This window comes from Variovorax trehalosi (assembly GCF_051216415.1).
GTDB lineage: Bacteria > Pseudomonadota > Gammaproteobacteria > Burkholderiales > Burkholderiaceae_C > Variovorax.
The window spans coordinates 71,948-93,532 of record NZ_JBPJZG010000006.1 but is presented as its reverse complement, the minus strand read 5'-3'; the positions used below and the strand labels follow the sequence as shown (position 1 = coordinate 93,532).

Genomic DNA, 21,585 nt, shown 5'->3' with positions numbered 1-21,585 from the left:
CGCAGCGCCCCCTTGTCCGACGATTCAACTGGAGCCCCTCCAATGTCCCAACTCGACGACAGCCGTTCCGACTTCGATTCGCTTCGCCCCGGCGACAGCACCGAGCAGGGCGCCACGCGCCGCACCGCCCTGAAGGCCGCCATCGGCGTCGGCTACGCAGCCGCCGTGATGCCGGTGATGGCGCAGACCGCCATCGCGACTTCGGCCGAGGGCCTGAAGGCCGGGCCCATCAAGTACACCGTCAATGGCTTCGAAGTGCCGGCCTATGCCGCCGCCCCAGCCGGCAAGACCGGCTTGCCGGTCATCCTGGTGATCCAGGAAATCTTCGGCGTGCACGAATACATCGCCGACACCTGCCGCCGCTTCGCCAAGCTGGGCTACCTGGCCATCGCGCCCGAGCTTTATGCGCGCCAGGGCGATCCGCGCGGCTACACCGACATCCCGAAGCTCCAGGCCGACATCGTCAGCAAGGTGCCGGATGCGCAGGTCATCGTCGACCTGGACGGGGCGCTCGCCTACGCCAAGGCCAACGGCGGCGACACCAGCAAGGCCGGCATCACCGGCTTCTGCTGGGGCGGGCGCATCACCTGGCTCTATGCGGCCACCGGCAAGGTCAAGGCCGGCGTGGCCTGGTACGGCCGGCTGGTCGGGCAGGCCAGCGAACTGACCCCCAGGCACCCCATCGACATCGCCGCCAGCCTGCAGGCGCCGGTGCTCGGCCTCTACGGCGGAAAAGACCAGGGCATCCCCCTTGACACGGTTGATAAGATGAAAGCTGCTCTGGCCTCTGGAACTGCAGCGGCCAAGGCTTCGAGCTTCGTCGTGTATCCCGAAGCAGGCCACGCGTTCCATGCCGACTACCGCCCCAGCTATGTAAAGAGCGCAGCGGACGACGGATGGCAGCGCGCCACAGCCTGGTTCAAAGCCAATGGCGTCGCCTGACGACGGCGCCTTGTAGCCACTCCCCGCCGAAGGCCGTCCTGTGTGACGGCCTTTTCCTTTTTATGAACGGTATGCGGTCCTGACGACCGCTCCTCTTGCGCAAGCAGCTATGAATTTGATAGTTATCATCGCCGCGACCCTGGTCGCCGGCATCGGAAGTGTCTGGTTGGCAGCGTTGCTGCTGCGTGTGGGTGTGCGCAGTGGTTCCGGCGGGGTGAATCCGCAGCATCTGTTGAGCCTGGCGGCCGGCGCGCTGCTCGCCACCGCCTTCATGCACCTGTTGCCCGAGGCCTTCGAAAGCCGCATCGAGCCGGCACTGCTGTTCGCGGTGCTGCTGTTCGGGCTGGTCTTCTTCTTCCTGCTCGACAAGGCCGAGCTGTGGCACCACGGGCATGAGCATCACCATGGCGAGACACCTGATGCGCACAAGGGCCATGATCATGGTCACGACCACGCGCACGACCATCACGGCCATGCCCACAGCCACGCGCCCAAGGGCGGCGGCAGCTGGGCCGTGCTCACCGGCGACAGCGTGCACTGCTTCGGCGACGGCATCCTGATCGCTTCCGCTTTCATCGCCGACATTCGCCTTGGCCTCGTGGCGGCTCTGGCCGTGCTCGCGCACGAGGTGCCGCATCACATCGGCGACCTCGTGGTGCTGCGCCAGAGCTCGGCCAACCAGCGCGCGGCGCTCATCAAGGTCTCGCTCGCCGGCACCATGACCATGCTCGGCGGCATCGCGGGCTGGTGGTTGGTGGACCAGTTGCACGGTTGGCTGCCGTATTTCCTGGTGCTGGCCGGCAGCAGCTTCGTCTACGTGGCGCTGGCCGACCTGATTCCGCAGCTGCAAAAACGTTTGCCCGCCCGCCAGACCGCCGCGCAGATCCTGTGGCTGGTCGCGGGCATCGTGCTGGTCACGCTGGTGAGCCGGCTCGCGCACGGCGAGCACGGACATGACCATGGCCACGACGCGGGTCATGGCGAAGCCGGCCACGTCCACAAGGACTGACGGCGCGGTTTTGCGCGGGGGGTGAGGGCAGGGCGGGAAACTTTCCGACACCGACGATGCCTGTCGGATGAGCCGGAACGGCCGAAACAGGCGCACCATAGGGGGCCTTACAGCATTCATCTGCCGAGGAGCCGATCATGAATCACGTCGACGCCACCGCGCGTTCCGCCTCGCCATCCGAAGACGATGACGACAACACGCCAGCCGACGATTTCGAGGAAACCGACAGCGACGTCACCGACGACCTCTCGGAAGAAACCGGCATCGACCTGACCGATGCCAGCGAGCTTGATGCCGACAACGTGCCGGCCGACGAAGAGTTCGACCGCGTCATGAACGCGCCTGACTGATCCCCGTCAGGCTGCTTCCCGCCGCACGATCACCTGCCCGTTGCGCGCACCGCTGTGCACGCCGTGCTGCCAGGTGACGGCGCCATTCACGATCACCGCATCGATGCCTTCGGCCGGCCGCGTCGGCGTTTCGTAGTTCGCGGTGTCGCGCACCGTGGCCGCGTTGAAGATCACCACGTCGGCATGGTTCCCCGGCTTCAGCGTGCCGCGCTCGTGCAGGCCGAAGTTGCGCGCGGTGAGCCCGGTCATCTTCCACACCGCTGTCTCCAGAGGGAACAGGCCGACGTCGCGGCTGTAGTGTCCGAGCACACGCGGAAAGGTGCCCCAGAGGCGCGGATGCGGCTTCTCGCCGAGCGGAATGCCGTCCGAGCCGATCATGGTGTCGTCGAACGCGAGGATGCGCTGCACGTCGTCCTCGTCCATCATGAAATAGATCGCGCTGCCCGGCTGCAGGCGAACGGCGGCCTCTTCGCCCGACACGCCCCATTCGGCCGCGATGTCCTTCAGGTCGCGGCCCGCGCATTCGGGATGCGGCACGCTCGAGGCGATGAGCACGCGGCCGTCCATCATTCCGCGGTCGGTGCGGATCATGGTGGAGCCCGCGGTGTACGGGTAGCAATCGAGGCCAATGCACTGGTGCTGCATCGCTTCCTTGATGAACGGCAGCGTCACCTTCGTCTTGCCGAAGTTCTGCGCGTTCTGCACCTTGTGATGCGACACCACCACCGGGATGTCGAGCGCGCGGCCGATGTGGAAAGTCTCTTCGAGCGACTCCATCACGCGGTCACTTTCGTCGCGCATGTGGGTCACGTAGAGCGCCTTGCGCGATGTCAGCGGGCGGCCGACTTCGATGATCTCCTCGGTCGTCGCCTTCACGGCCGGCGGGTAGAACGTGCCGGTCGAGAGGCCGATGGCGCCGGCCTGCATCGCCTCTTCGACCAGCGCCTGCATCGCGGCGATCTCTGTGTCGTTCGCGGGGCGGTCCAGATCAGACATCACCACCGCGCGCAATGTCGAGTGACCCACCATCGCGGCCACGTTCACCGATGACGGCGTGGCGCGCAGCGCATCGAGGTACGCGGCGAACGTCGTGAAGCGGCCCTCGGCCGGCGTGTCGAGAAGACTCAGCGGCATCGGCAGGTCCATGTCGACGCGCAGCGGTGCGGCGCTGATGCCGCAGTTGCCCGCCACCACCGTCGTCACGCCTTGCGACACCTTGAATGGCATCTGCGCCTGCGAGAGCACGGCCTGGTCGTCGTGCGTGTGCGAGTCGATGAAGCCCGGCGCGACGATGCGGCCGGTGGCGTCCAGCGTCTGGTCTGCCGTGTGGCCGGCGAGCTTGCCGATGGCTGCGATGCGCCCAGCGACGATGCCGACGTCGGCATCGAAACGCGGCGCCTTGGTGCCATCGATCACGGTGCCGCCGCGGATCAGCAGGTCGTAGTGGTGTGTCTTGTCGGTCATCGGTGAGGTTCTTTCTTCAGCGGAAATGGCAGGCGACCAGATGCGTACCAGTGCCGCCGTTCGAGGACGAAGGGCGTTCGCTCAGTTCGGGCGTCTTCTCCTTGCACACGGCCTGCGCCATCGGGCAGCGCGTGTGGAAACGGCAGCCCGAAGGCGGATTCGCCGGGCTCGGCGGATCGCCCTGCAGCAGCATGCGACGCGCGGGCGTGCGCGGGTTTGGCACGGGCACCGCCGACAACAGGATCTCGGTGTATGGATGCAGCGGCGCGGAGAACAGCGTGTCGCGGTCTGCAATCTCCACGATGTGCCCGAGGTACATCACCGCCACGCGGTGGCTGATATGCCGCACCACCGCGAGGTCGTGGGCGACGAAGAGGTATGCGATGCCGAACTCCGCCTGCAGGTCCATCAGCAGGTTGACCACTTGCGCCTGCACCGACACGTCGAGCGCGGACACCGGCTCGTCGCAGACGATGAGCTTCGGGTTCAGCGCCAAGGCGCGCGCAATGCCCAGACGCTGCCGCTGCCCGCCCGAGAACTCGTGCGGAAATTTCTTCGCCGCTTCAGGCCGCAAGCCCACGCGCGAGAACAGCCACTGCACGCGCTCGCGCCGCTCGGCCGCCGAACCCATGTCGAAGTTGCGCAGCGGCTCGGCCACGATGTCGCCGGCCGTCAGGCGCGGGTTCAGCGAGGCATACGGGTCCTGAAAAATGATCTGAAGTTGCCGGCGGCGCAGCCGCATCTCGTTGGCCGAAAGCGTCAGCAACTCTTCACCATCGAGCGACACCGAACCCGAGGTCGGCTCGACCAGCCGCATCACCGACTTGGCGGTCGTCGTCTTGCCGCAGCCCGACTCGCCGACCAGCGACAGCGTTTCTCCGCGCGCGACGGAAAACGAGACGCCATCGACCGCCTGGATCGCCGGCTTCGCGGGCCGCAGCCAGCGCTTGGGCGAGATGTAGTGCTTGCGCAGGTTGCGCACCTCAAGCAGCGGGGCTGCGGTCGTCGTCATGCGGTCACCTCTGCATCGGCCCATTGTTCTTCAACGGCAAAGCACGCCACCACGTGGTCCCCGCCTTGCTGCGTGAGCTGCGGCATCTCGACGCGGCAGCGCTCGCGCGCATGGCTGCAGCGTGCGGCAAAGGCACAGCCGCGCCCCAGTTCGTGCGCAGCCGGCACCAGGCCCGGAATCTCCGTGAGCCGCGCGCTCGCCGTGTTCATCGCGGGCATCGAGGCCATCAGTGCACGCGTGTACGGATGCAGCGGCCGGTCGAACAGGTCGATCACGTCGGCCTCCTCGACCTTCTTGCCGGCATACATCACCACCACGCGGTCGCAGCTCTCGGCCACCACGCCCAGGTCGTGCGTGATCATGACCACGCCCATGCCCAGCTCCTTCTGCAGCCGGCGGATGAGGTCGAGGATCTGCGCCTGGATGGTCACGTCGAGGGCCGTGGTCGGCTCGTCGGCGATCAGCACCTCGGGGTTGCAGGCCAGCGCCAGCGCGATCATCACGCGTTGCCGCATGCCGCCCGAGAGCTGGTGCGGGTACTCGTTCACGCGCCGCTCGGGCTCGGGGATCTGCACCACGCGCAGCATCTCGACCGCGCGCTGCAGCGCCTCGGCACGGCTCGCTTTCTGGTGTAACTGCACCGTCTCGGCGATCTGCCGGCCCACGGTGAGCACCGGGTTCAGCGAGGTCATCGGCTCCTGGAAGATCATCGAGATGCGGTTGCCGCGGATCTGCCGCATCTCGCGCTCGCTCAGTTGCATGAGGTCGGTGCCGCGCAGGCGCACGGCGCCCATGTGGCGGCCGGGCGGCGTGGGCACGAGGCGCAGGATGGAGAGCGCGGTCACGCTCTTGCCGCAGCCCGATTCGCCGACCACGCCGAGCGTGCGGCCCGCGCGCACCGTGTACGAGACGCCGTCGACCGAACGCACCACGCCGTTCAATGTGTGGAAGTGCGTGCGCAGGTTGTCGACTTCGAGCAGGGGCTCGCCGGGGGCGAGTGCAACGTGGGACATCGGTGTCATCGCGTTCTCACAGTTGCCGCGCCAGGCGCGGATCGAGCGCATCGCGCAGGCCGTCGCCCAGCAGGTTGATCGCCAGCACCGTCGCCGCCAGCAGCAGCCCCGGGTACAGGATGATGTGGAACGCCACTGCCACGAAGTTGCGGCCCTCGGCCATCATGTTGCCCCAGCTGGGCGTCTGCGCGGGCACGCCCACGCCGAGGAAGGAGAGGGCGGCTTCGGTCAGCACTGCGGCGGCCGCGACGAAGGTCGATTGCACGATCAGCGGCGCCACCATGTTGGGCAGCACGTGGCGAAACAGGATGACCGGCAGACGCGTACCTACCGCATGCGCAGCCTCCACATACAACTGCTCGCGCAGCGTGAGCGCCAGCGAGCGCACCAGCCGCACCACGCGCGGAATCTCCGGCACCGTGATGGCGACGATCACCGTCGTGAGGCTCGCGCGCGTCACCGCCATGAGCGCGATCGCGAGCAGGATGCCGGGGATGGCCATGAGCCCGTCCATCACCCGCATCACCGGCCCGTCGGCCCAGCGCACGAAGCCCGCGAACAGGCCGATCAGCACGCCGAACACCGTCGCCAGCACCGCGACCGAGGCGCCGACGATCATCGACACCTGTCCGCCCCAGACCGCGCGGCTGAACACGTCGCGGCCCAGCGCGTCGGTGCCGAACCAGTGCTCGGCCCCCGGTGGCTGCATGCGCGCGAGCGGGTCGATGTCCTGCGGGTCGTGCGTGGCGATCCATGGCGCGGCGATGGAGAGTGCGGCCAGGGCGATCAGCAGCAGCGCGCCGATGATGAGCGTCGGGTGCTTGCGCACCCAGCGCCAGCGCGGCGGGACGAAGGGCGCTTCGTCGGCCGGGGTCGCAGCAGGCGCAACGGGTAGTGGGAGGTCACTCATCGGGAGTACGGTGGACATGTCTCGTTCAGTACTGAATACGCGGATCGAACAAGCGATAACTCAAGTCGATCAGCAGGTTGATCAGCACGTACACACCCGCCGACAGCAGCAGCACGCTCTGGATCACCGGGTAGTCGTGGCGCTGCACCGAATCGATCACGAGGCGCCCGACGCCCGGAATGGCAAACACCGTCTCGGTGACCACCACGCCGCCGATCAGGAGCGCGATGCCCACGCCGATGGTGGTCGCAATGGGAATGGCCGCGTTGCGCAGCGCATGCCCCAGCACCGGCAGCACGCCCAGGCCCTTGGCGCGTGCGGTGCGGATGTAGTCTTCATGCAGCACCTCGAGCACCGTGGCGCGCGTCATGCGCGTCACGAGCGCGATGTACACCAGCGCGAGGTTCACGCACGGCAGCACCAGTGAGCGCAGCCATTCGCCCGGCCCTTCGGCAAAACGCACATAGCCCTGCACCGGAAACCAGGGCAGCTGGATCGCGAACGCGTAGATCAGCAAATAGCCCACCAGGAACACCGGCACCGAGAACGCGAGCACCGCGAACACCATCACCAACCGGTCGACCCAACTGCCCGCGCGATAAGCCGCGAGCGTGCCCAGCGGCACCGCGACCACGAGCGTGATCAGCATCGTGAGCGCCGCGATCGACACCGTGGGCTCCAGCCGCTGGCCCAGCAGCTGCGACACCGGCACCTGCGTGAAGATCGAGGTGCCCAGGTCGCCGGTGAAGAGCTTGCCCAGCCACACCGCGAACTGCTGCCACAGCGGCAGGTTCAGCCCGAGCGCGGCGCGCAGCTTCTCGATGTCTTCCACGCTCGCGAGGTCGCCCGCGATGAGCGCCGCCGGATCGCCCGGCGACAGGTGGATCAGCAGGAACACCACCACGGCCACCACCGCCATGACGGGAAGCGTCGAGAGAAAGCGTCGAACGATGTAGCCCATGGCGGTGCGCGTCGCGGGTCCGTTACCGGTCGAGCGCCCAGACCATCGGCATGCCGGCCCAGAGCTTGTCCAGCCCCTTCAGGTTGGCGCGCGCGGCGAAGGCGGCCGAGTACTGGCCTGCGTTGATGTACGGCACCGCCTCGTAGGCGCGGGCCTGGAAGGCATCGAGCAGTTCCTTGCGCTTGGCGGGCACGGTCTCCTTCAGCCAGGCGTTGCGCAGGTCGTCTAGCTGCTTGTCGCACGGCCAGCCCGGCAGCGTGTTGCCGCAGGCTGCGCCCAGGTAGGCGTTGCTGATCGGCGAGTTGGCGTCGAACTCGCCGGCTACCGTCACGTACATGTTCCAGCCGCCGGCCTCGGGCGCATCGCGCTTGGCGCGGCGCGCGCCGATGGAGGCCCAATCGAGGTTCTGCGCATCGACGTTGATGCCGATGCTCTTCATGGTCTGTGCGGCCATCAGCGCCTCGGCGTTGAGGTAGGGCACGTCGCTCGGCACCAGCAGCACCACCTTCTCGCCCTTGTAGCCCGCGTCGGCCAGCATCTTCTTGGCCTTGGCCACGTCGGCCTTGCGGTAGGGCTCGGCGCCGGCCGCGGTTTCGTTGGGGCTCCCGCAGATGAAGAAGGTGGGGCAGTAGGCCATGCGCATGTCCAGCGGATAACCCATGGCCGCGACGAAGCGCTCCTGGTTCACCGCCTGCAGGAGGGCCTGGCGCACCTTCGGGTTGTTGAAGGGCGGGTGCAGCTGGTTCATCACCAGGAAGCCCTGGTAGGCGCCGCCCGAGCCGATCTTCACGCTCGTGTCGGTACGCAGCGGCGCGATGTAGTCGGGCTGCAGCTGTTCGACGATGTCGACCTCGCCGCGCTTGAGGGCGGCGATGGCACTGTTGGAGTCGGGCAGGTACAGCCACTCGACGCGCTCGAAGTTGCTCTTCTTGCTGCCCGCCAAGCCGTTCGGCGGCTCGCTGCGCGCCACATAGTTGGGGTTGCGCACGAACACCGCCTTGTTGCCCGGCACCCATTCGTCGCGCTTGAAGATGAAGGGGCCCGAGCCCAGCACCTCGGTGAGCGGCGCGGTGGTCGGCATCTTGGCCAGGCGCTCGGGCAGGATCACCGGCGGGAAGCCCGAGGGCTTGGCCAGCGCATCGAGCACCATGCCGAAGGGCTCGGCGAGCGTGAGCGTGAAGGTGCGCGCATCGACCTGCTTCCACTCGGCGCCGCTTGCGGTCATCGCGCGGCCCAGGCTGTCTCGCGCAGCCCAGCGCTGCAGCGAGGCGACCGCGTCGGCCGACGTGACGGCGCTGCCGTCGGAGAACTTGAGGCCCGGGCGCAGCGTGAAGCTCCACTGCTTGCCGTCCTTGGACGATGTGTACTTCTCGACCATCTGCGGCTGCGGCTTGCCGGTCGCGTCCTGCGCGAACAGTGTGTCGTAGACCATGTAGCCGAAGTTGCGCGAGATGTAGGCGGTGGTGAAGGTCGGGTCGAGGATCTTCAGGTCCGCATGGGCCACCACCTTGAGCGTCTTGGGCGCGGGCGTCTGGGCGAGCGCCGGGAGGCATGCGGCGGAAAGCGCCAGGGCGGCAAAGGCAGCAAGCGTTCGTCGTTTCATCGTCGGTACTCCGGTGGGGGCGAAAGAAAAAGGGATCAGGCGGCGACGCCGATGGGCCACTTGGGCAGGCGTGCTTTCTTGTAGGGCAGGGTGTTCAAGTCGAGGGTGACTGCACCGGGCGCACCCGCATAGATCACATGCTTCGCCACCTTCGAGTACGACGCATAGAAGTGCTGCGACGACTTCACGACGACGATCTTCTTCGCGGCCAGGTCGCAGCCCAGCTGCGTGAACAGGTCGGTGCCCATCGCCTGGTTGCGCAGCGTGATCAGCACGATCTCGATGCCGTTCGTTTCGATGAGCGCGCTGTCGCCCATCAGCGTGGGCGTGCCTGCGAGGCCCGTCATCACCAGGTCGTGCTGGAGCGCCTTCACGGTGCATTCGAGGTCGAGCGGATCGCCCGAGAGCGGGCTGATCTTGCCGCCGATGCGCATCGCGAGCTTGGCGCCCACGCCCGCATCGAAGGCGATGCGCACGGCAATCGGGTCCCACAACGGGCCGAGCGCCGCGTTGGTGATGCCGCGCTCGACCATGCGGCGCAGGATGAAGGTGGAATCGCTCGCCGCACCGCCGCCGGGGTTGTCGGCGCCATCGGACAGCACCACGGGGCCGCCGTCGAAGGCCAGCGCTTCGTCGAGCGAGGCATCGATGCTCGGGTAGTGCACGGTGAGGCCGTCGCGCATCGCGATGACTTCATCCGCAAGCTGGCGCGCGAGCGCGTCGGCCTTGGCCTGGTCGCCATCGGTGTAGACCAGCACCTTGGTGCCCATCTCGGACACGTCGCCCCACGAGAAGCCATGCGTGAGCGAGACCGAGAGCACGCCGTCCTTGCCTTCGAGCGACTGCATGCGCTTGACGAAGCCCAGTGCCGGCTCGCGCGAGGTGTGGACCGTGACGATCATGTCGCAGTCGACCACCGCGGCGACCGGCTTCACCTTGCCCTCGACCATCGCGGCGCAGATGTCCACCAGTTCGAGCCCGCGCTCCAGCACGTCGGTGTGCGGGTACTCCTTGAAGGAAATCATCAAATCGGAGTTGGCGATCATCTCTGGCGTGAGGTGGTTGTGTGGATCGAGCTCGGCGCCGATCACCACCTCGGGCCCGACGATCTGCCGCACGCGCGCCAGCAGGTCGCCCTCGCAGTCGTCGTAGCCGTCGGCCACCATCGCGCCGTGCAGGCCGAGCAGCACCATGTCCACCGGCAGCACCGCGCGCAGGTCGTCGAGCAGCTCGTCGCGCAGGGTTTCGTAGGCGTGACGCGTGGTGGCGCCGCTGGGCTGCGCGCCGGCCACCATGCCTTCGAAGAGTTGCCAGCCCTTGTCAGCGCCGCGCATGCGTGCGGCCCACAGCGGGCCCGAGAACAGCGTCATCGCATCGGGGTGCTTGCCGGCGGGGAAGTGGCCGCGGTCCTTGAAGGAGGCGAGGCCGGTGGGCATCGGGCCGAAGGTGTTGGTTTCGGTGGCGAGGGAGGCGCTGAAGACACGCATGGGGATGGTCTCTGTGGTTGTTGTGGGAGGGTTCTTGTCAGGCAGTTGCGGCGGTGCGCAGCCGCTGCGGTCCGAGCATCTCGGCCGTGAGCCCGAAGCCCGCGATGCGCTCGGGCAGCGGCAGCCCGCGTGCCAGCGCGGCGCAGGCTTCGCCCATCGCCGCCGAGGTCTGGATGCCGTAGCCGCCTTGCGCCGCGACCCAGAAGAAGCCGGGGGCATCGGGCTCGAAGCCGCCGACCAGATCGCCATCGGCCACGAAGGAGCGCAGGCCCGCCCAGGTGCGCGTGGGGCGGCGAATGGCGAGCGTGGTCGCTTCCTCGATGCGGTGGATCGCGATGGCGATGTCGAGCTCCTCGGGCTGCACGTCCTGCGGATCGACCGGGTCGGCATTGGCCGGCGAGCCGAGCAGCATGCCGGCGTCGGGCTTGATGTACCAGCCTTCGTCGGCGCTGAAGACCATCGGCCATTGCGCAATGCTCGCCCCCTCGGGCGGCGCGAAGATGAAGGCCGAGCGGCGGCGCGGTTCGATGCCCAGGGGGCGCACGCCCGCAAGCTTCGCAACCGTGTCGACCCATGCGCCCGCGGCGTTGAGCACGACGGGCGCTTCGTAGATGTTGTCGCCTGCCGTCACGCGCCAGCGGTCGCCGACGCGCTCCATGGCCGTGACGCCCGCATCGCACACCAGCTTGCCCCCGGCACGGCGCATGCCGCGCAAGTAGCCCTGGTGAATGGCATGCACATCCATGTCGGCCGCGTCGGGTTCGTACACGCCGCCGGCCACCTGATCGGGACGGAGGGCGGGCACCATCGCGAGCGCTTCTTCGCTGCTCAGGCGTTTGGCGCCCGTGTCCATGGCCCGCAGCACGTCCCAGTGGGCGTCGAGTTCCGCGAGCTGTGCCGTGCCGCCGACCATCAGCGCGCCACGCGGCGTGAGCAGCGGGTGTTCGGAAAAGCCTTCGGGCGGGTGTTGAAGAAATGCGCGACTCGCCATGGTGAGGGCGCGCACCTGCGGCGTGCCGTAGCTTTCCATGAAGAGCGCGGCCGATCGGCCGGTGGAGTGGTAGCCCGGTTGGGCTTCGCGTTCGAGCAGGATCACGCGGGCATGCGGCGCGAGCCAGTGGGCCACCGAAGCCCCGGCAATGCCGCCGCCGATCACGAGGTAGTCGGCCACTGAGGGCGCTGTAGTACTGGATGTCATTGCCGAAAAGTGTAGAAAGAAATTTGCGGATACGCAAATTATTTGCGGTGCACCAAGGGGAAACCATGGTGCACCTCATCGGTGAAATTTGCGTCAATGCAATTTGCGTATACGCAACTTCCGCGCCTGAGTCATCCGGGTTGCCATGGATGGCGTGCGGGCCCGCTGGCAGAATCGCCATGCACTACAAGAGAAAGCCAAGCGTGAATCCACACACAGGGACCAAGCCGGGGACGAAGCCGAAGGACGAGGCGCCCACGCTGGACCGCACCACTTTCGGTCACCGCCTGCGCACCGCGCGCAAGCGCTTCGGCTGGACGCTGGCGCAGCTGGCCGAGCGTTCGGGCGTGTCGATCACCACCATCTCGCGCGCCGAGCGTGGCCAGCTCGCACTGGGTTACGAGAACTTCGCCGCGCTGGGCCGTGCGCTCGAGATGGACATGAACGCGATGTTCGCGGGCGCCGGCGTGAAGCCCGCGCAGTTCGACGGGCCGGTGGTCACGCGCGCGGGCAAGGGCGTGGTCTACCGCGGGCTCTCGTTCGCCTACGAGTTCCTCGGCACCACGGCGGCCGGCAAGCAGATGAGCCCGGTCGTCGGCACGGTGCATGCGCGCAGCGTCAATGGCCCGGAAGACTTCGCGCGGCATCCGGGTGAGGAGTTCGCCTATGTGCTGTCGGGCGAGATCGAGGTGCACTTCGACACCGGCGAAGTGGTGCACCTCGCGCGCGGCGATTCGCTGTACTACGACAGCAGCATCGGCCATGCGTATGTGAGCGTGAGCCGGCAGCTCGCGAAGATCGTCGGCGTGACCACGGGCGAGAGCGGGCACATGAAGTCGGCGCGCGAGGCACCTGTGCTGAAGCCGGCGCGCAAAGTGGCGCCGAAGAAAACGGGACGCGGCAAAGGCTGAAGGCCCGATCTCGGCCGACAGGAACGAGCCGATGCACGACAGGGCTGCGCCGAACGACCGCATCCGGCGATTGGAGTAGGCCTAAATAGCTCTTTCTCGAGCCCCTGAGGGCAAAGGTACTGTCGCGATCTGCGGACGGGAGGAATGTTCCTACATCGCATTGGCGCGGGAGTGGTTAGAAGGGAGGTTGTCTTTCAATGAAAGGTCCAACCCGATGCGCCACACACTCCGCCCTCTTTTTCACGCGGTCGCCCGCATCGCGTTGCCGGTCGGCGCGTTGCTCGTGGTTGTGCCATCGGCGAATGCCGTCACTGCCACCACGACCTTCCAGGTGACGGCCACGGTGCTCAAGGCCTGCCTGATGACGACCCCCGCCACGCTGGCCTTCGGAAACTACGACCCTGCGGCCGCCACGGCGCTGAGCGGCACCACCACCTTCAGCGTTACCTGCACGTTCGGCACGCCCTATTCACTCGGGCTGAACGCGGGCACCAGCGCGGGTGCGACGATCACCACGCGCGCCATGACCAGCCCCACGGCCGCCGCCGGCAACAACAAGTTGTTGTATGGCCTCTTCAAGGAAAGCACGCACTCGACGAACTGGGACAACAGCACATCGGCCACCGGCTACACCGGCACCGGGCTGCCCCAGACACAGACCGTCTACGGACAGATTCCCACGGCGCAATACGCCGCCGCGGCGGCGACCGACTACGCCGACACCATCACGCTCACGCTGACGTATTGATCGCAGATTGATCGCAGCCACCCGCGGCATGCGCCGCACCTTCCTGCTGTGGTCCGCCCTGCTGCCTTGCGTGCTGCTGCCCATCGGCGCGCTGGCTGCCAGCCTGAGCGTGGCGCCGTTGCGCATCGTGCTGACACCACAGAGGCCGGTTGCCTCGCTCACCATGGGCAACAGCAACGAGGCGGAAGAGGTCGCGGTGCAGGCCGAGGTGTTGGTCTGGTCGCAAGAGGACGGGCGCGATGTCTATCAACCCACGCGCGAGGTGCTGGTGAACCCCAGCATCTTTCGGTTGGCGCCGGGCGGGCGGCAGATCGTGCGCCTGGGACTGCAGGTGCCGGCCGAGGCCGCGGAGCGCAGCTACCGCGTCTTCCTGCGCCAGTTGCCGCGCGACCAGGCGCTTGCAACCGACGGTGCCGGCGGCGCGAAGCTGCAGACGCTGCTGCGCATCGGCGTTCCGATCTTCGTGCCGCCGCTGCAACTGCGGCAGGCGCTGCAATGGCGCCTGCAGGCGGGCGGCGCGGGCGGGCGCGGCTACAGGCTCATGCTCGACAACCAGGGCAGCGAGCACATCCAGCTCACGCAGCTGGTGGTGCGCCGCGATGGCGGCGCCGAGCTGCTGCGAAAGAGCCTCTCCCACTACGCGCTGGCCGGGCAGTCGGCCGGCATCGAGCTGGAGCTCCCGGCCCTGCCGCCCGATACCCGCCTGCACATCGAGGCCGCCACCGATGCGCCCGAGGCCTTGTCCACCGTCACCGCCACCGTGCTCGTGCCCCGTGCGCCTGCCGTGCCGCGCTAGCGTCTGGGCGTGCTGCGGCTGGCTGGGCCTGCGGGTTGCCTGCGCACAGGCGCTGCCTGCCGAAGAAGCGACCGAAGCCGTCGACGATGCGCAGCCGGCGATATTGGATGTGCGCATCAACGGAGAGGCGCAGCAGGCGCCGCGCCCGCTGCTTCGGCGCGGCGCGCAACTGCTGGCCGCCGAAGCAGACCTCGCCGCCTGGCGCCTGGTGCGGCCTTCCACGCCGACGCTGCGACGCGGCGAGACGAACTACTACGACCTGCGGGCGTTGCCGGGCGCGCGGCTGCAGTTCGACGAAGGCGCGCAGAGCGTGGCGCTGACAGTGACGGCCGATGCGTTCACGCCCGGCACCGTGCGCGCACAGCGGCCCGCGAGCGATCGCCCGCCGCTGTCGGCCTCGGCCTTCGGTGCCTTTCTCAACTACGACCTCGTGCTGCAGCATGACCGCGAGGGCACGCGCGCCTCGGGATACTTCGATGCCGGGACTTCGGGCGAGTGGGGGCTTGCGGGCACGGGCTTCGTGGCCGGGCGCTCCGGCTCCGCGTTCGGAGGGCATGGCACCACCCGGCTGGACAGCTATTTCCGCAGCGACGATCCCGATCGCCTGACCCGTCTCACGATCGGCGATGCGATCACGCAGGCGTCCGCATGGTCCACGCCCTTTCGCTTCGGCGGGGTGCAGTTCGGCACCCGCTTCGGCCTGCAGCCGGGCTACATCAGCTACCCGATGCCGACGCTCAACGGCGGCGCGGCCGTGCCTTCGGCGGTGGAGGTGTACGTGAACGACACGCTGCGCTACCAGCGCCGCGTCGACGCGGGACCGTTCGCGATCACCGACGTGCCGGTGCTCACCGGCGCGGGCGAGATGCGCTTCGCGGTCACCGATGCCCTGGGCGTGCAGCGCACCGTGACCACGCCCTACTACGTGAGCTCGAACCTGCTGCGCGCGGGGCTCTCCGACTACTCGCTGGAAGCCGGCTGGACGCGCCTTCGCTACGGCGAGCGCAGTTTCGACTACGGGCCGCCCTTCGTGGCCGGCAGCTGGCGGCGCGGCCTTACTGACGGCGCCACTGTCGAGGTGCGCGGTGAAGCTGGCGCGCGCAGCCAGACGGCAGGCGCCGGCCTGACGTGGGTGTGGGGCACGGTGGGCGAGTTCGCATTGCATGGCGCCGCCAGCCGCAGCCGCGACGGTGGGAGCGGACGGCTCTGGCGCGCTGCCTACACGCGCACCAGCGACGAATGGAATTTCTCGGCCAGCCGACAGGTGGCGAGCCGCGGCTTCACGCAGATCGCCTGGCAGGACAGCCCCGTGCACGTCAATGCCCAGAGCCAGCTGTTCGCCGGCCGCTCGCTGGGTCGCTACGGCACGCTGGGCGCCAGCCACACCCGGCTGCACTACAACACCGGCGAGCGCGTGGGTGTGACCACCGCGAGCTGGTCGATCGGCGTGGGCGCCAGCGCCTGGCTCGGAACCTACGTGGCCCACACGCGCCAGGACGGCAGGCGCCCCACGACATCCGTGGGCGTCAGCCTCAGCTTTGCGCTCGGCGAAGGCCGCAACGCCTCGCTCTCGTTGCAGCGGCAGAACCCCGGAAAGCATTCGGCCGTGGCCGAGATGAGCCAGCAGCCGCCCAGCGATACCGGCTGGGGCTGGCGGCTGCGCGCCGCCGATGGCGAGAACGCGCGCACCGAGGCCGGCGTCGACTACCGTGGCCGCTACGGCCTGCTCACCGCCGAGGCGGCACGCGCACAGGGCCAGAACGCGATGCGCGTGCGCGCGAGCGGCGCCGTGGGCTACGCAGGCGGCATGACCTTCGCCACCCGCCAATCCGACGATGCGTTCGCGCTGGTGACGGTGCCCGGAGCCCCGGGCGTGAAGGTCTACCGCGAGAACCTGCCCTGGACCACCACCGACAGCGAGGGCCGCGCCGTCGTCTCCGGGTTGCGCGCCTACGAACCCAACCAAATCAGCATCGACAACGGCGACCTGCCGATCGAGGCGCAGGTGCGCAGCGACGCCATTCGCGTGGTGCCGCGCTACAAGGGCGTGGCCGCGGCCACCTTCGACATCTCGCGCGGGATGCTGGCGAGCGCGACGGTGCTGCTGCCCGACGGCAGCCCGCTTCCCGCGGGCATCGACGTGCTGCGGCCGGCGCGCGGCACCTCGCTGCTCTCGGGCTTCAACGGCCAGCTTTCGATCGACGACCCGCAGCCCCGCGAAAGCTTCGAGGCGCGGTGGACGAAGGGGCACTGCCGCTTCACGCTCGGCGAGATCGACCGCTCCGGCACATTGCCCTCCCTGGGCACTTACCGATGCCAGCCCGTTCCATCGCCGCGGCCATGAAGCGCACCGCGCGCGCCGCATCGGCGCTGACCCTCGGACTGGCCGGCCTGCTGGGTGCGCGCGATGCGGATGCCGCGTGCACGGGCGTGGGCTTGTTCAGCTGCAGTGCGACGGTCAGCGTGCCACTGCCGCTCGCGTTCGGAAACTACGATCCGTCCAGCCTCACGCCCAAGGACAACACCACGACCATCAACGTCGTCGGCACGGTCACCGGCCTGGGGATCCTGGTGACCCTGTCCTACTCGATCGGTCTCAGCGCGGGGACGGGCGGCAGCATCGCCAACCGGCAACTGACGGGCCCGAGCAGCACGCCGCTGGGCTACAACCTCTACACCACGAATGCGCGCACCACGGTGTGGGGCACCGGCACGGTCACCGACAGCTACAGCGCGCTCGCATCGGCCGGCGGCAATTCGGTGCCGCGCAGCTACACCGTGTATGGGCGCATTCCGATCGGGCAGTACGTTGCGCCGGGCAGCTACAGCAACACCATCACGGTGACGGTGACCTATTGAGGCGGTCGCGGAACGACAGGCGGCGCTCGTTGGCGCTCGTCACCATGGCAACATGCCGCGGACAGCGGAAGCAAGCTGAAGAAATCTTCGAACATCAATGGCACTGACACCCGACAACTGGCCCAACCGGGCCGCCATCCAGACCTCATTGGCGGCGCAATTCGAGCTGCCGACCTTGCCCCCACCGATGCAGGACTGGTTCGTCTGGTGTCGCAGCATGGGGACCCAGTCACTCGTGCTGGAGGAGGCGTGTTGGCGCGAGGGTTGGCGTGGAGAGCTCACCGGCGTGGGCGCCTTCGACGTGCCTGGCCTCCTCGCGGCAATGGAGGGCTACCGTTTCATCCTGGATCAGCAGGCGAGCACGCCGGAGCATCTGGTGTGGAGCGATGCCGTGGAGACAGGCCAATGGCAGCCGCACTGGGTGGTCCTGCAAAACGCCGATGGCGATCCGTTGATCGGCGACATCAGCCAACCCGAAGTGCCGGTGCTCTGGGACTGGCACGGGAGCGGCCGCTGGTCGCCGCAGCCGCTGTTTCCGAATCTTCGAATGCTGATGGAGCGCATCGAAGTCGATGCGCCAGTTCCGCCGGACGATGTTCCGTCGACGGTCCTTTTCTACACGGTGCATCTGACGGACCTGGGCGCTCAGCCTTTGCAGGTGCTGACCGCGCTCAAGGCGCATCCAGACTACAGGCATCTGGCCGGCGCAAGCCTGCTGAAGCTCAAGCATCAGCTGCCCTTGCCGCTGTTGGTCGATAACATCAGCGACGCGGCGAAGGACTATCTGGTCCGTCGCTTCGAAGCGCTTGGTGCCCGAGTGGCAGTCGTCGAACGGGGACTGAGGACATCTGCAGAACGCAACCCACCATGAGCACGGAGAGCGACGCAAGATTCTGGGACCGGACTTCATCCAGGTATGCGACGAGTGCGGTGGCAGACCCGGCTGGTTATGAGCGCACGCTGGACCGCACACGCGCCTTGTTGAAGCCGGACGCCAAGGTGCTGGAACTGGGCTGCGGAACGGGAACGACGGCGCTGCGGCTCGCGGGTCATGTCGATGCTTATCTCGCGACGGATATCTCCACCGAAATGATTGCGATCGCCAATGCAAAACACGCCGCGGCACCGGCACCGACGCTCGCCTTCCAGACTGCGACCGCAGAAGCGCTGGCATCGGAGGCTGCACGCTTCGACGCCGTTCTCGGATTCAACTACCTGCATCTGGTGCGCGACCTGCCTGGCACGCTGCGCAGCATCCACGCATTGCTCGCAGCGGATGGTTTGTTCATCTCCAAGACGCCTTGCGTCGGCGACATGAACCCACTCATCCGGCTTGCATTGCCCGTGATGCGCGCGATCGGCAAGGCACCCCATGCAGGCATCTTTCGCGCGAAGGAATTGGGTGACCACATCGATGCCGCGGGCTTCGAAATACTCGCCACCGAAAACCACGCAACGAAGGGCGACGACAACCGGCCGTACATCGTGGCCCGCAAAAAGTGAGTTCGCGGGAACGGATGACCGGTGCCGCAAAAGGGTATTGACCGCGTCGAAGCGACGAAGTTATAGTCGCCGCCGCAGCGCCTTCGCGGCACTGTCGTAAGCGTTACCGTCATCCAACGCGTCCTTTGTCGAGAGGATCCCAGTGGGGAATATCTCGATCCATAAAGACGCGCCTTGGCATGACATCACTTTTTTCCCCTGCATCCGTTCGCCCGTTCAGGACTCCCTCTGCATTGACGGGGCTCGCTCCCGTGGTGCTGGCGGTCTTCCTCGGATTCCTTGCAATCAGCGTTCCCTTGGCGGCCCTCGCCCTCGAGGTGCGCGACCACCTGGGGTTCGGCGCAGCCACCGTGGGCTGGGCCATCGGCCTCCAGTCGCTGGCCACGCTGCTGACCCGCCATCGGGCGGGCACGCTCTGCGATCAGCGCGGGCCCCGCGCCGCCGTTCTCTTCGGACTCCCACTCACTGCCTGCTCGGGCCTGGCCTACGGGCTGTCGAGCGTGCTTCCCATCGACCCTGCTGCAAAGCTCGCCGTGCTGCTTCTCGGCCGCCTGGTGTCGGGCCTCGGCGAGAGCCTGTTCCTCACCGGCTTGATGAGCTGGGGCATCGCGCGCGTGGGCCCCGCCCGCACCGGCAAGGTGATGTCCTGGACGGGCATTGCGATCTACGCCGCGCTCGGGCTCGGTGCATCGCTCGGCCTGGCTGTGCAGGCGGCTTATGGCTTCGTCGGTGTCGGCGTCGTGACGTTGCTCACGCCGATGCTCGCGTGGGCCATCGCCCTGCGCCTTCCGGCTGTTCCCGGCGCCGGCGGGCAGCGTGTGCCGTTTCATCGCGTGCTTGGCCTCATCTGGCGACCCGGCCTCGTGCTCGCACTGGCGACTGTTCCCTATGCCGCGATGGCGGCCTTCCTGACCCTCGACTACGCAGCACACGGTTGGCCACGGGCCGGCACGGCACTGCTCGGCTTCGGTGCCGCCTACGTCCTCGTGCGCCTGGTCGGCTCGGGCCTGCCGGACCGCTTCGGCGCGACGCGGGTCGCCGTGGGCTCATTGATCTTCGAGGCCGTAGGGCAACTGCTCATCTGGTGCGCTCCCGCGCCGGGCATGGCCGTGCTGGGCGCGACGCTGACCGGCCTGGGCTTCTCCCTCGTGTTCCCCGCGATGGGCGTGCTCGCGACCCAATCCGTTCCGCCGGAACAGCGCGGCCGCGCGGTGGGCAATTTCATCGCCTTCGCCGATATCGCGATGGGCGTGACCGGGCCTGTGGTCGGCTTCGCGATCCAGTGGTTCGGGATCACCGGGGCCTTTCTCGTGGGGGCCGGCGCGACCTGTGCGGCCCTGTGCCTGCTGCCTTCCTTGCGGCTGGGCCGCAGCAAATAGCACCGCCGCCTCTCGTGCATGGGGAACGCATTTCTCGCAAGCCTCTACATGGAGATCATGGGCAGAAAGCCTCCGGCGACAAGGCGCGAGCCATCGAACACGGGAACCTGCCCCTCGAACTGCATTCGCGGATCGCTGGTCACCTTCGCCATCCCTGCATCCCTGGCGGCCTTGTCGGGCCACTCGACCCAGGACATCACGACAGCCTCGCCTTTCTTCGCGCCGGCTGCTTTGGTGAAGCTGCTGTACTGGTCTGCGTCGCGACGCGCGTTTTCACCATGGTAGGTCGATGCGTCGGGCCCCGATTCATCGAGCCAGCACTCGGTCACACGCAGCGCGCCGTACGCTTTGGTCACTTCGGCGGATGCCGTCGCCATCTTCTCGTACGCGGCCTTGTTGGCGCGGGGAACGGGTGCCAGGTAGCAGTCGATGTAGGTCATGCGCTGTCTCCATTCGGGGGGGGCGGTTGCGTCCCACTGTAGCTCGGCCAGGCGGCCTGCGGAGCCCGCTTTCGCACCTACTCCCGGGTGCCGCGCAACACCTGGATTCCGAAAAACGCCATGAAGAAGATGGAGAGCACGATCCCCGCCGCGGGGATCGGCCATTGCACATCGTTGCGTGCCAGCACAGCGGCGCACCCCAATCCAAGCAAGAGCGATATCGCAAAACGCACGGCGGGATGAACCCGGTTCCCGATCGCATCGTCCAAACCTCTGCGGCGCGCCCACGAATGCATCGCGGCCACCAGGCCGCCGATCGTCAATGCCATCACGATGCCACCCAGGAGCCAGGACCGCAGGCTCTCGACTTTCCACACGGCCTCGATTCCGCGAACAACGTCGTCCATTCAAGCCTCCTTCGACGGCATCTTGCGCTGCTGCGTTGGAGCCATCACAAACACGGATCCCGTCAGAACGGCCTCGGCGCTATTGATCGGTGGTGAAAAGCACGAAGCGACCTTCAACAGACGCCTTGGCATACAGATCTCTCACGCCGACGAACCAGCCCCATGTGTACTCGAAGTCGTCGTCGGAAACATCACCGTCGTAATCCTCTGGATCGATGCTGTTGTAGAGCCGCCTGAATTCAGCTTCGTCGATGGGCGCCAGGGCTGCCGCGATATCCCGGACTTGAGCCGGCGTCTTCAGGCTCATGATGTAGTCGTCGGCGGCGTAGAGACTGGTGCCGCCCAGGACTGCGTGGTTGAGTGGATAGGCTCCGCCGGATCGGGAGAGCGTGCCGTCCGAGAGGGCCCGATGCATGGCATCCCACGACTTGTCGGACTCGGCAACGTAAGCCTCGGCCTCCTTGAAATAGCGCTCCTCTATCTCCTCTGTCAGATGCTCGAGGCGATCGTCGTCGTTCCCGATGGCCTCCAGGGCCAACGCATCGTCTTGGGTGAGGGCGAAATGAACACCGAGGCAACTCATTGGAAAAGTC

22 protein-coding genes are annotated in these 21,585 nt (G+C 67.5%); 11 read left to right on the top strand and 11 right to left on the bottom strand.

Features of this window, described 5'->3' with window-relative positions:
• Positions 1-42 precede the first annotated feature (42 nt).
• The 3 genes from ACSFA7_RS22390 to ACSFA7_RS22380 all read left to right on the top strand — a co-directional run bounded on the left by ACSFA7_RS22390 (position 43) and on the right by ACSFA7_RS22380 (position 2,301).
• The gene (locus ACSFA7_RS22390) at positions 43-942 is read left to right on the top strand and encodes a dienelactone hydrolase family protein (protein ID WP_435501400.1); all 900 of its coding nucleotides are present in this window, start codon (positions 43-45) and stop codon (positions 940-942) included.
• A 109-nt stretch (positions 943-1,051) separates the two neighbouring features.
• Complete coding sequence (locus tag ACSFA7_RS22385; RefSeq protein ID WP_435501399.1) at positions 1,052-1,951, top strand: ZIP family metal transporter; 900 nt, start codon at positions 1,052-1,054, stop codon at positions 1,949-1,951.
• A gap of 137 nt (positions 1,952-2,088) precedes the next feature.
• Positions 2,089-2,301 carry a hypothetical protein gene (locus tag ACSFA7_RS22380; RefSeq protein WP_307647950.1) on the top strand — a complete coding sequence of 71 codons (213 nt, stop codon included), beginning with the start codon at positions 2,089-2,091 and terminating at the stop codon, positions 2,299-2,301.
• A gap of 6 nt (positions 2,302-2,307) precedes the next feature.
• Here ACSFA7_RS22380 and ACSFA7_RS22375 read toward each other — a convergent pair whose 3' ends face one another.
• Genes ACSFA7_RS22375 through ACSFA7_RS22340 form a run of 8 tightly spaced genes read right to left on the bottom strand, consistent with a single transcriptional unit; the run spans position 2,308 to position 11,949 of the window.
• Positions 2,308-3,765, bottom strand: coding sequence for an N-acyl-D-amino-acid deacylase family protein (locus ACSFA7_RS22375; protein WP_435501398.1), 1,458 nt, complete (start codon positions 3,763-3,765; stop codon positions 2,308-2,310).
• A 16-nt stretch (positions 3,766-3,781) separates the two neighbouring features.
• Complete coding sequence (locus ACSFA7_RS22370) at positions 3,782-4,777, bottom strand: ABC transporter ATP-binding protein (RefSeq protein ID WP_435501397.1); 996 nt, start codon at positions 4,775-4,777, stop codon at positions 3,782-3,784.
• The gene (locus ACSFA7_RS22365) at positions 4,774-5,799 is read right to left on the bottom strand and encodes an ABC transporter ATP-binding protein (protein WP_435501396.1); all 1,026 of its coding nucleotides are present in this window, start codon (positions 5,797-5,799) and stop codon (positions 4,774-4,776) included. Before ACSFA7_RS22365 ends, ACSFA7_RS22370 begins: the two co-directional genes overlap by 4 nt.
• A gap of 7 nt (positions 5,800-5,806) precedes the next feature.
• Positions 5,807-6,700, bottom strand: coding sequence for an ABC transporter permease (locus tag ACSFA7_RS22360; RefSeq protein ID WP_435501798.1), 894 nt, complete (start codon positions 6,698-6,700; stop codon positions 5,807-5,809).
• A 25-nt stretch (positions 6,701-6,725) separates the two neighbouring features.
• A complete protein-coding gene (locus ACSFA7_RS22355; protein ID WP_013540151.1) occupies positions 6,726-7,661 on the bottom strand; it encodes an ABC transporter permease in 936 nt (311 codons plus the stop codon).
• A 22-nt stretch (positions 7,662-7,683) separates the two neighbouring features.
• Positions 7,684-9,264 carry an ABC transporter substrate-binding protein gene (locus ACSFA7_RS22350; protein WP_435501395.1) on the bottom strand — a complete coding sequence of 527 codons (1,581 nt, stop codon included), beginning with the start codon at positions 9,262-9,264 and terminating at the stop codon, positions 7,684-7,686.
• Between the two features lie 35 nt (positions 9,265-9,299).
• Positions 9,300-10,751: a M81 family metallopeptidase gene (locus ACSFA7_RS22345; RefSeq protein WP_435501394.1), complete on the bottom strand. Its 1,452-nt coding sequence runs from the start codon at positions 10,749-10,751 to the stop codon at positions 9,300-9,302.
• Positions 10,752-10,788: 37 nt separating this feature from the next.
• Positions 10,789-11,949 (bottom strand): NAD(P)/FAD-dependent oxidoreductase, encoded by a 1,161-nt coding sequence (locus ACSFA7_RS22340; RefSeq protein WP_435501393.1) that lies wholly within the window; start codon positions 11,947-11,949, stop codon positions 10,789-10,791.
• A 203-nt stretch (positions 11,950-12,152) separates the two neighbouring features.
• Between ACSFA7_RS22340 and ACSFA7_RS22335 the strand changes: the two genes are divergently transcribed.
• The 8 genes from ACSFA7_RS22335 to ACSFA7_RS22300 all read left to right on the top strand — a co-directional run bounded on the left by ACSFA7_RS22335 (position 12,153) and on the right by ACSFA7_RS22300 (position 20,145).
• Entirely contained in the window at positions 12,153-12,860 is a 708-nt protein-coding gene (locus ACSFA7_RS22335; RefSeq protein ID WP_435501392.1) for a helix-turn-helix domain-containing protein, read from the top strand.
• A gap of 214 nt (positions 12,861-13,074) precedes the next feature.
• Positions 13,075-13,608 carry a Csu type fimbrial protein gene (locus ACSFA7_RS22330; RefSeq protein ID WP_435501391.1) on the top strand — a complete coding sequence of 178 codons (534 nt, stop codon included), beginning with the start codon at positions 13,075-13,077 and terminating at the stop codon, positions 13,606-13,608.
• Positions 13,609-13,615: 7 nt separating this feature from the next.
• Entirely contained in the window at positions 13,616-14,404 is a 789-nt protein-coding gene (locus tag ACSFA7_RS22325) for a fimbrial biogenesis chaperone (RefSeq protein WP_435501390.1), read from the top strand.
• Positions 14,382-16,748, top strand: coding sequence for a fimbria/pilus outer membrane usher protein (locus tag ACSFA7_RS22320; protein ID WP_435501389.1), 2,367 nt, complete (start codon positions 14,382-14,384; stop codon positions 16,746-16,748). Before ACSFA7_RS22325 ends, ACSFA7_RS22320 begins: the two co-directional genes overlap by 23 nt.
• Positions 16,718-17,263: a spore coat protein U domain-containing protein gene (locus tag ACSFA7_RS22315; RefSeq protein ID WP_435501388.1), complete on the top strand. Its 546-nt coding sequence runs from the start codon at positions 16,718-16,720 to the stop codon at positions 17,261-17,263. The genes ACSFA7_RS22320 and ACSFA7_RS22315 overlap by 31 nt, the downstream gene beginning before the upstream one ends.
• A gap of 97 nt (positions 17,264-17,360) precedes the next feature.
• Positions 17,361-18,134: a hypothetical protein gene (locus ACSFA7_RS22310; RefSeq protein ID WP_435501387.1), complete on the top strand. Its 774-nt coding sequence runs from the start codon at positions 17,361-17,363 to the stop codon at positions 18,132-18,134.
• Positions 18,131-18,766 carry a class I SAM-dependent methyltransferase gene (locus ACSFA7_RS22305; protein WP_435501386.1) on the top strand — a complete coding sequence of 212 codons (636 nt, stop codon included), beginning with the start codon at positions 18,131-18,133 and terminating at the stop codon, positions 18,764-18,766. The genes ACSFA7_RS22310 and ACSFA7_RS22305 overlap by 4 nt, the downstream gene beginning before the upstream one ends.
• Before the next feature lie 179 nt (positions 18,767-18,945).
• Entirely contained in the window at positions 18,946-20,145 is a 1,200-nt protein-coding gene (locus ACSFA7_RS22300) for an MFS transporter (RefSeq protein WP_435501385.1), read from the top strand.
• A gap of 44 nt (positions 20,146-20,189) precedes the next feature.
• Here the strand turns inward: ACSFA7_RS22300 and ACSFA7_RS22295 are convergent, their stop codons facing one another.
• The 3 genes from ACSFA7_RS22295 to ACSFA7_RS22285 form a co-directional block, all read right to left on the bottom strand.
• Complete coding sequence (locus ACSFA7_RS22295; RefSeq protein ID WP_435501384.1) at positions 20,190-20,585, bottom strand: DUF1428 domain-containing protein; 396 nt, start codon at positions 20,583-20,585, stop codon at positions 20,190-20,192.
• A gap of 77 nt (positions 20,586-20,662) precedes the next feature.
• On the bottom strand, positions 20,663-20,992 hold the full coding sequence (locus ACSFA7_RS22290) for a hypothetical protein (RefSeq protein ID WP_435501383.1): 330 nt from the start codon (positions 20,990-20,992) through the stop codon (positions 20,663-20,665).
• Between the two features lie 79 nt (positions 20,993-21,071).
• A complete protein-coding gene (locus ACSFA7_RS22285; protein ID WP_435501382.1) occupies positions 21,072-21,575 on the bottom strand; it encodes a YfbM family protein in 504 nt (167 codons plus the stop codon).
• Positions 21,576-21,585: the final 10 nt, after the last annotated feature.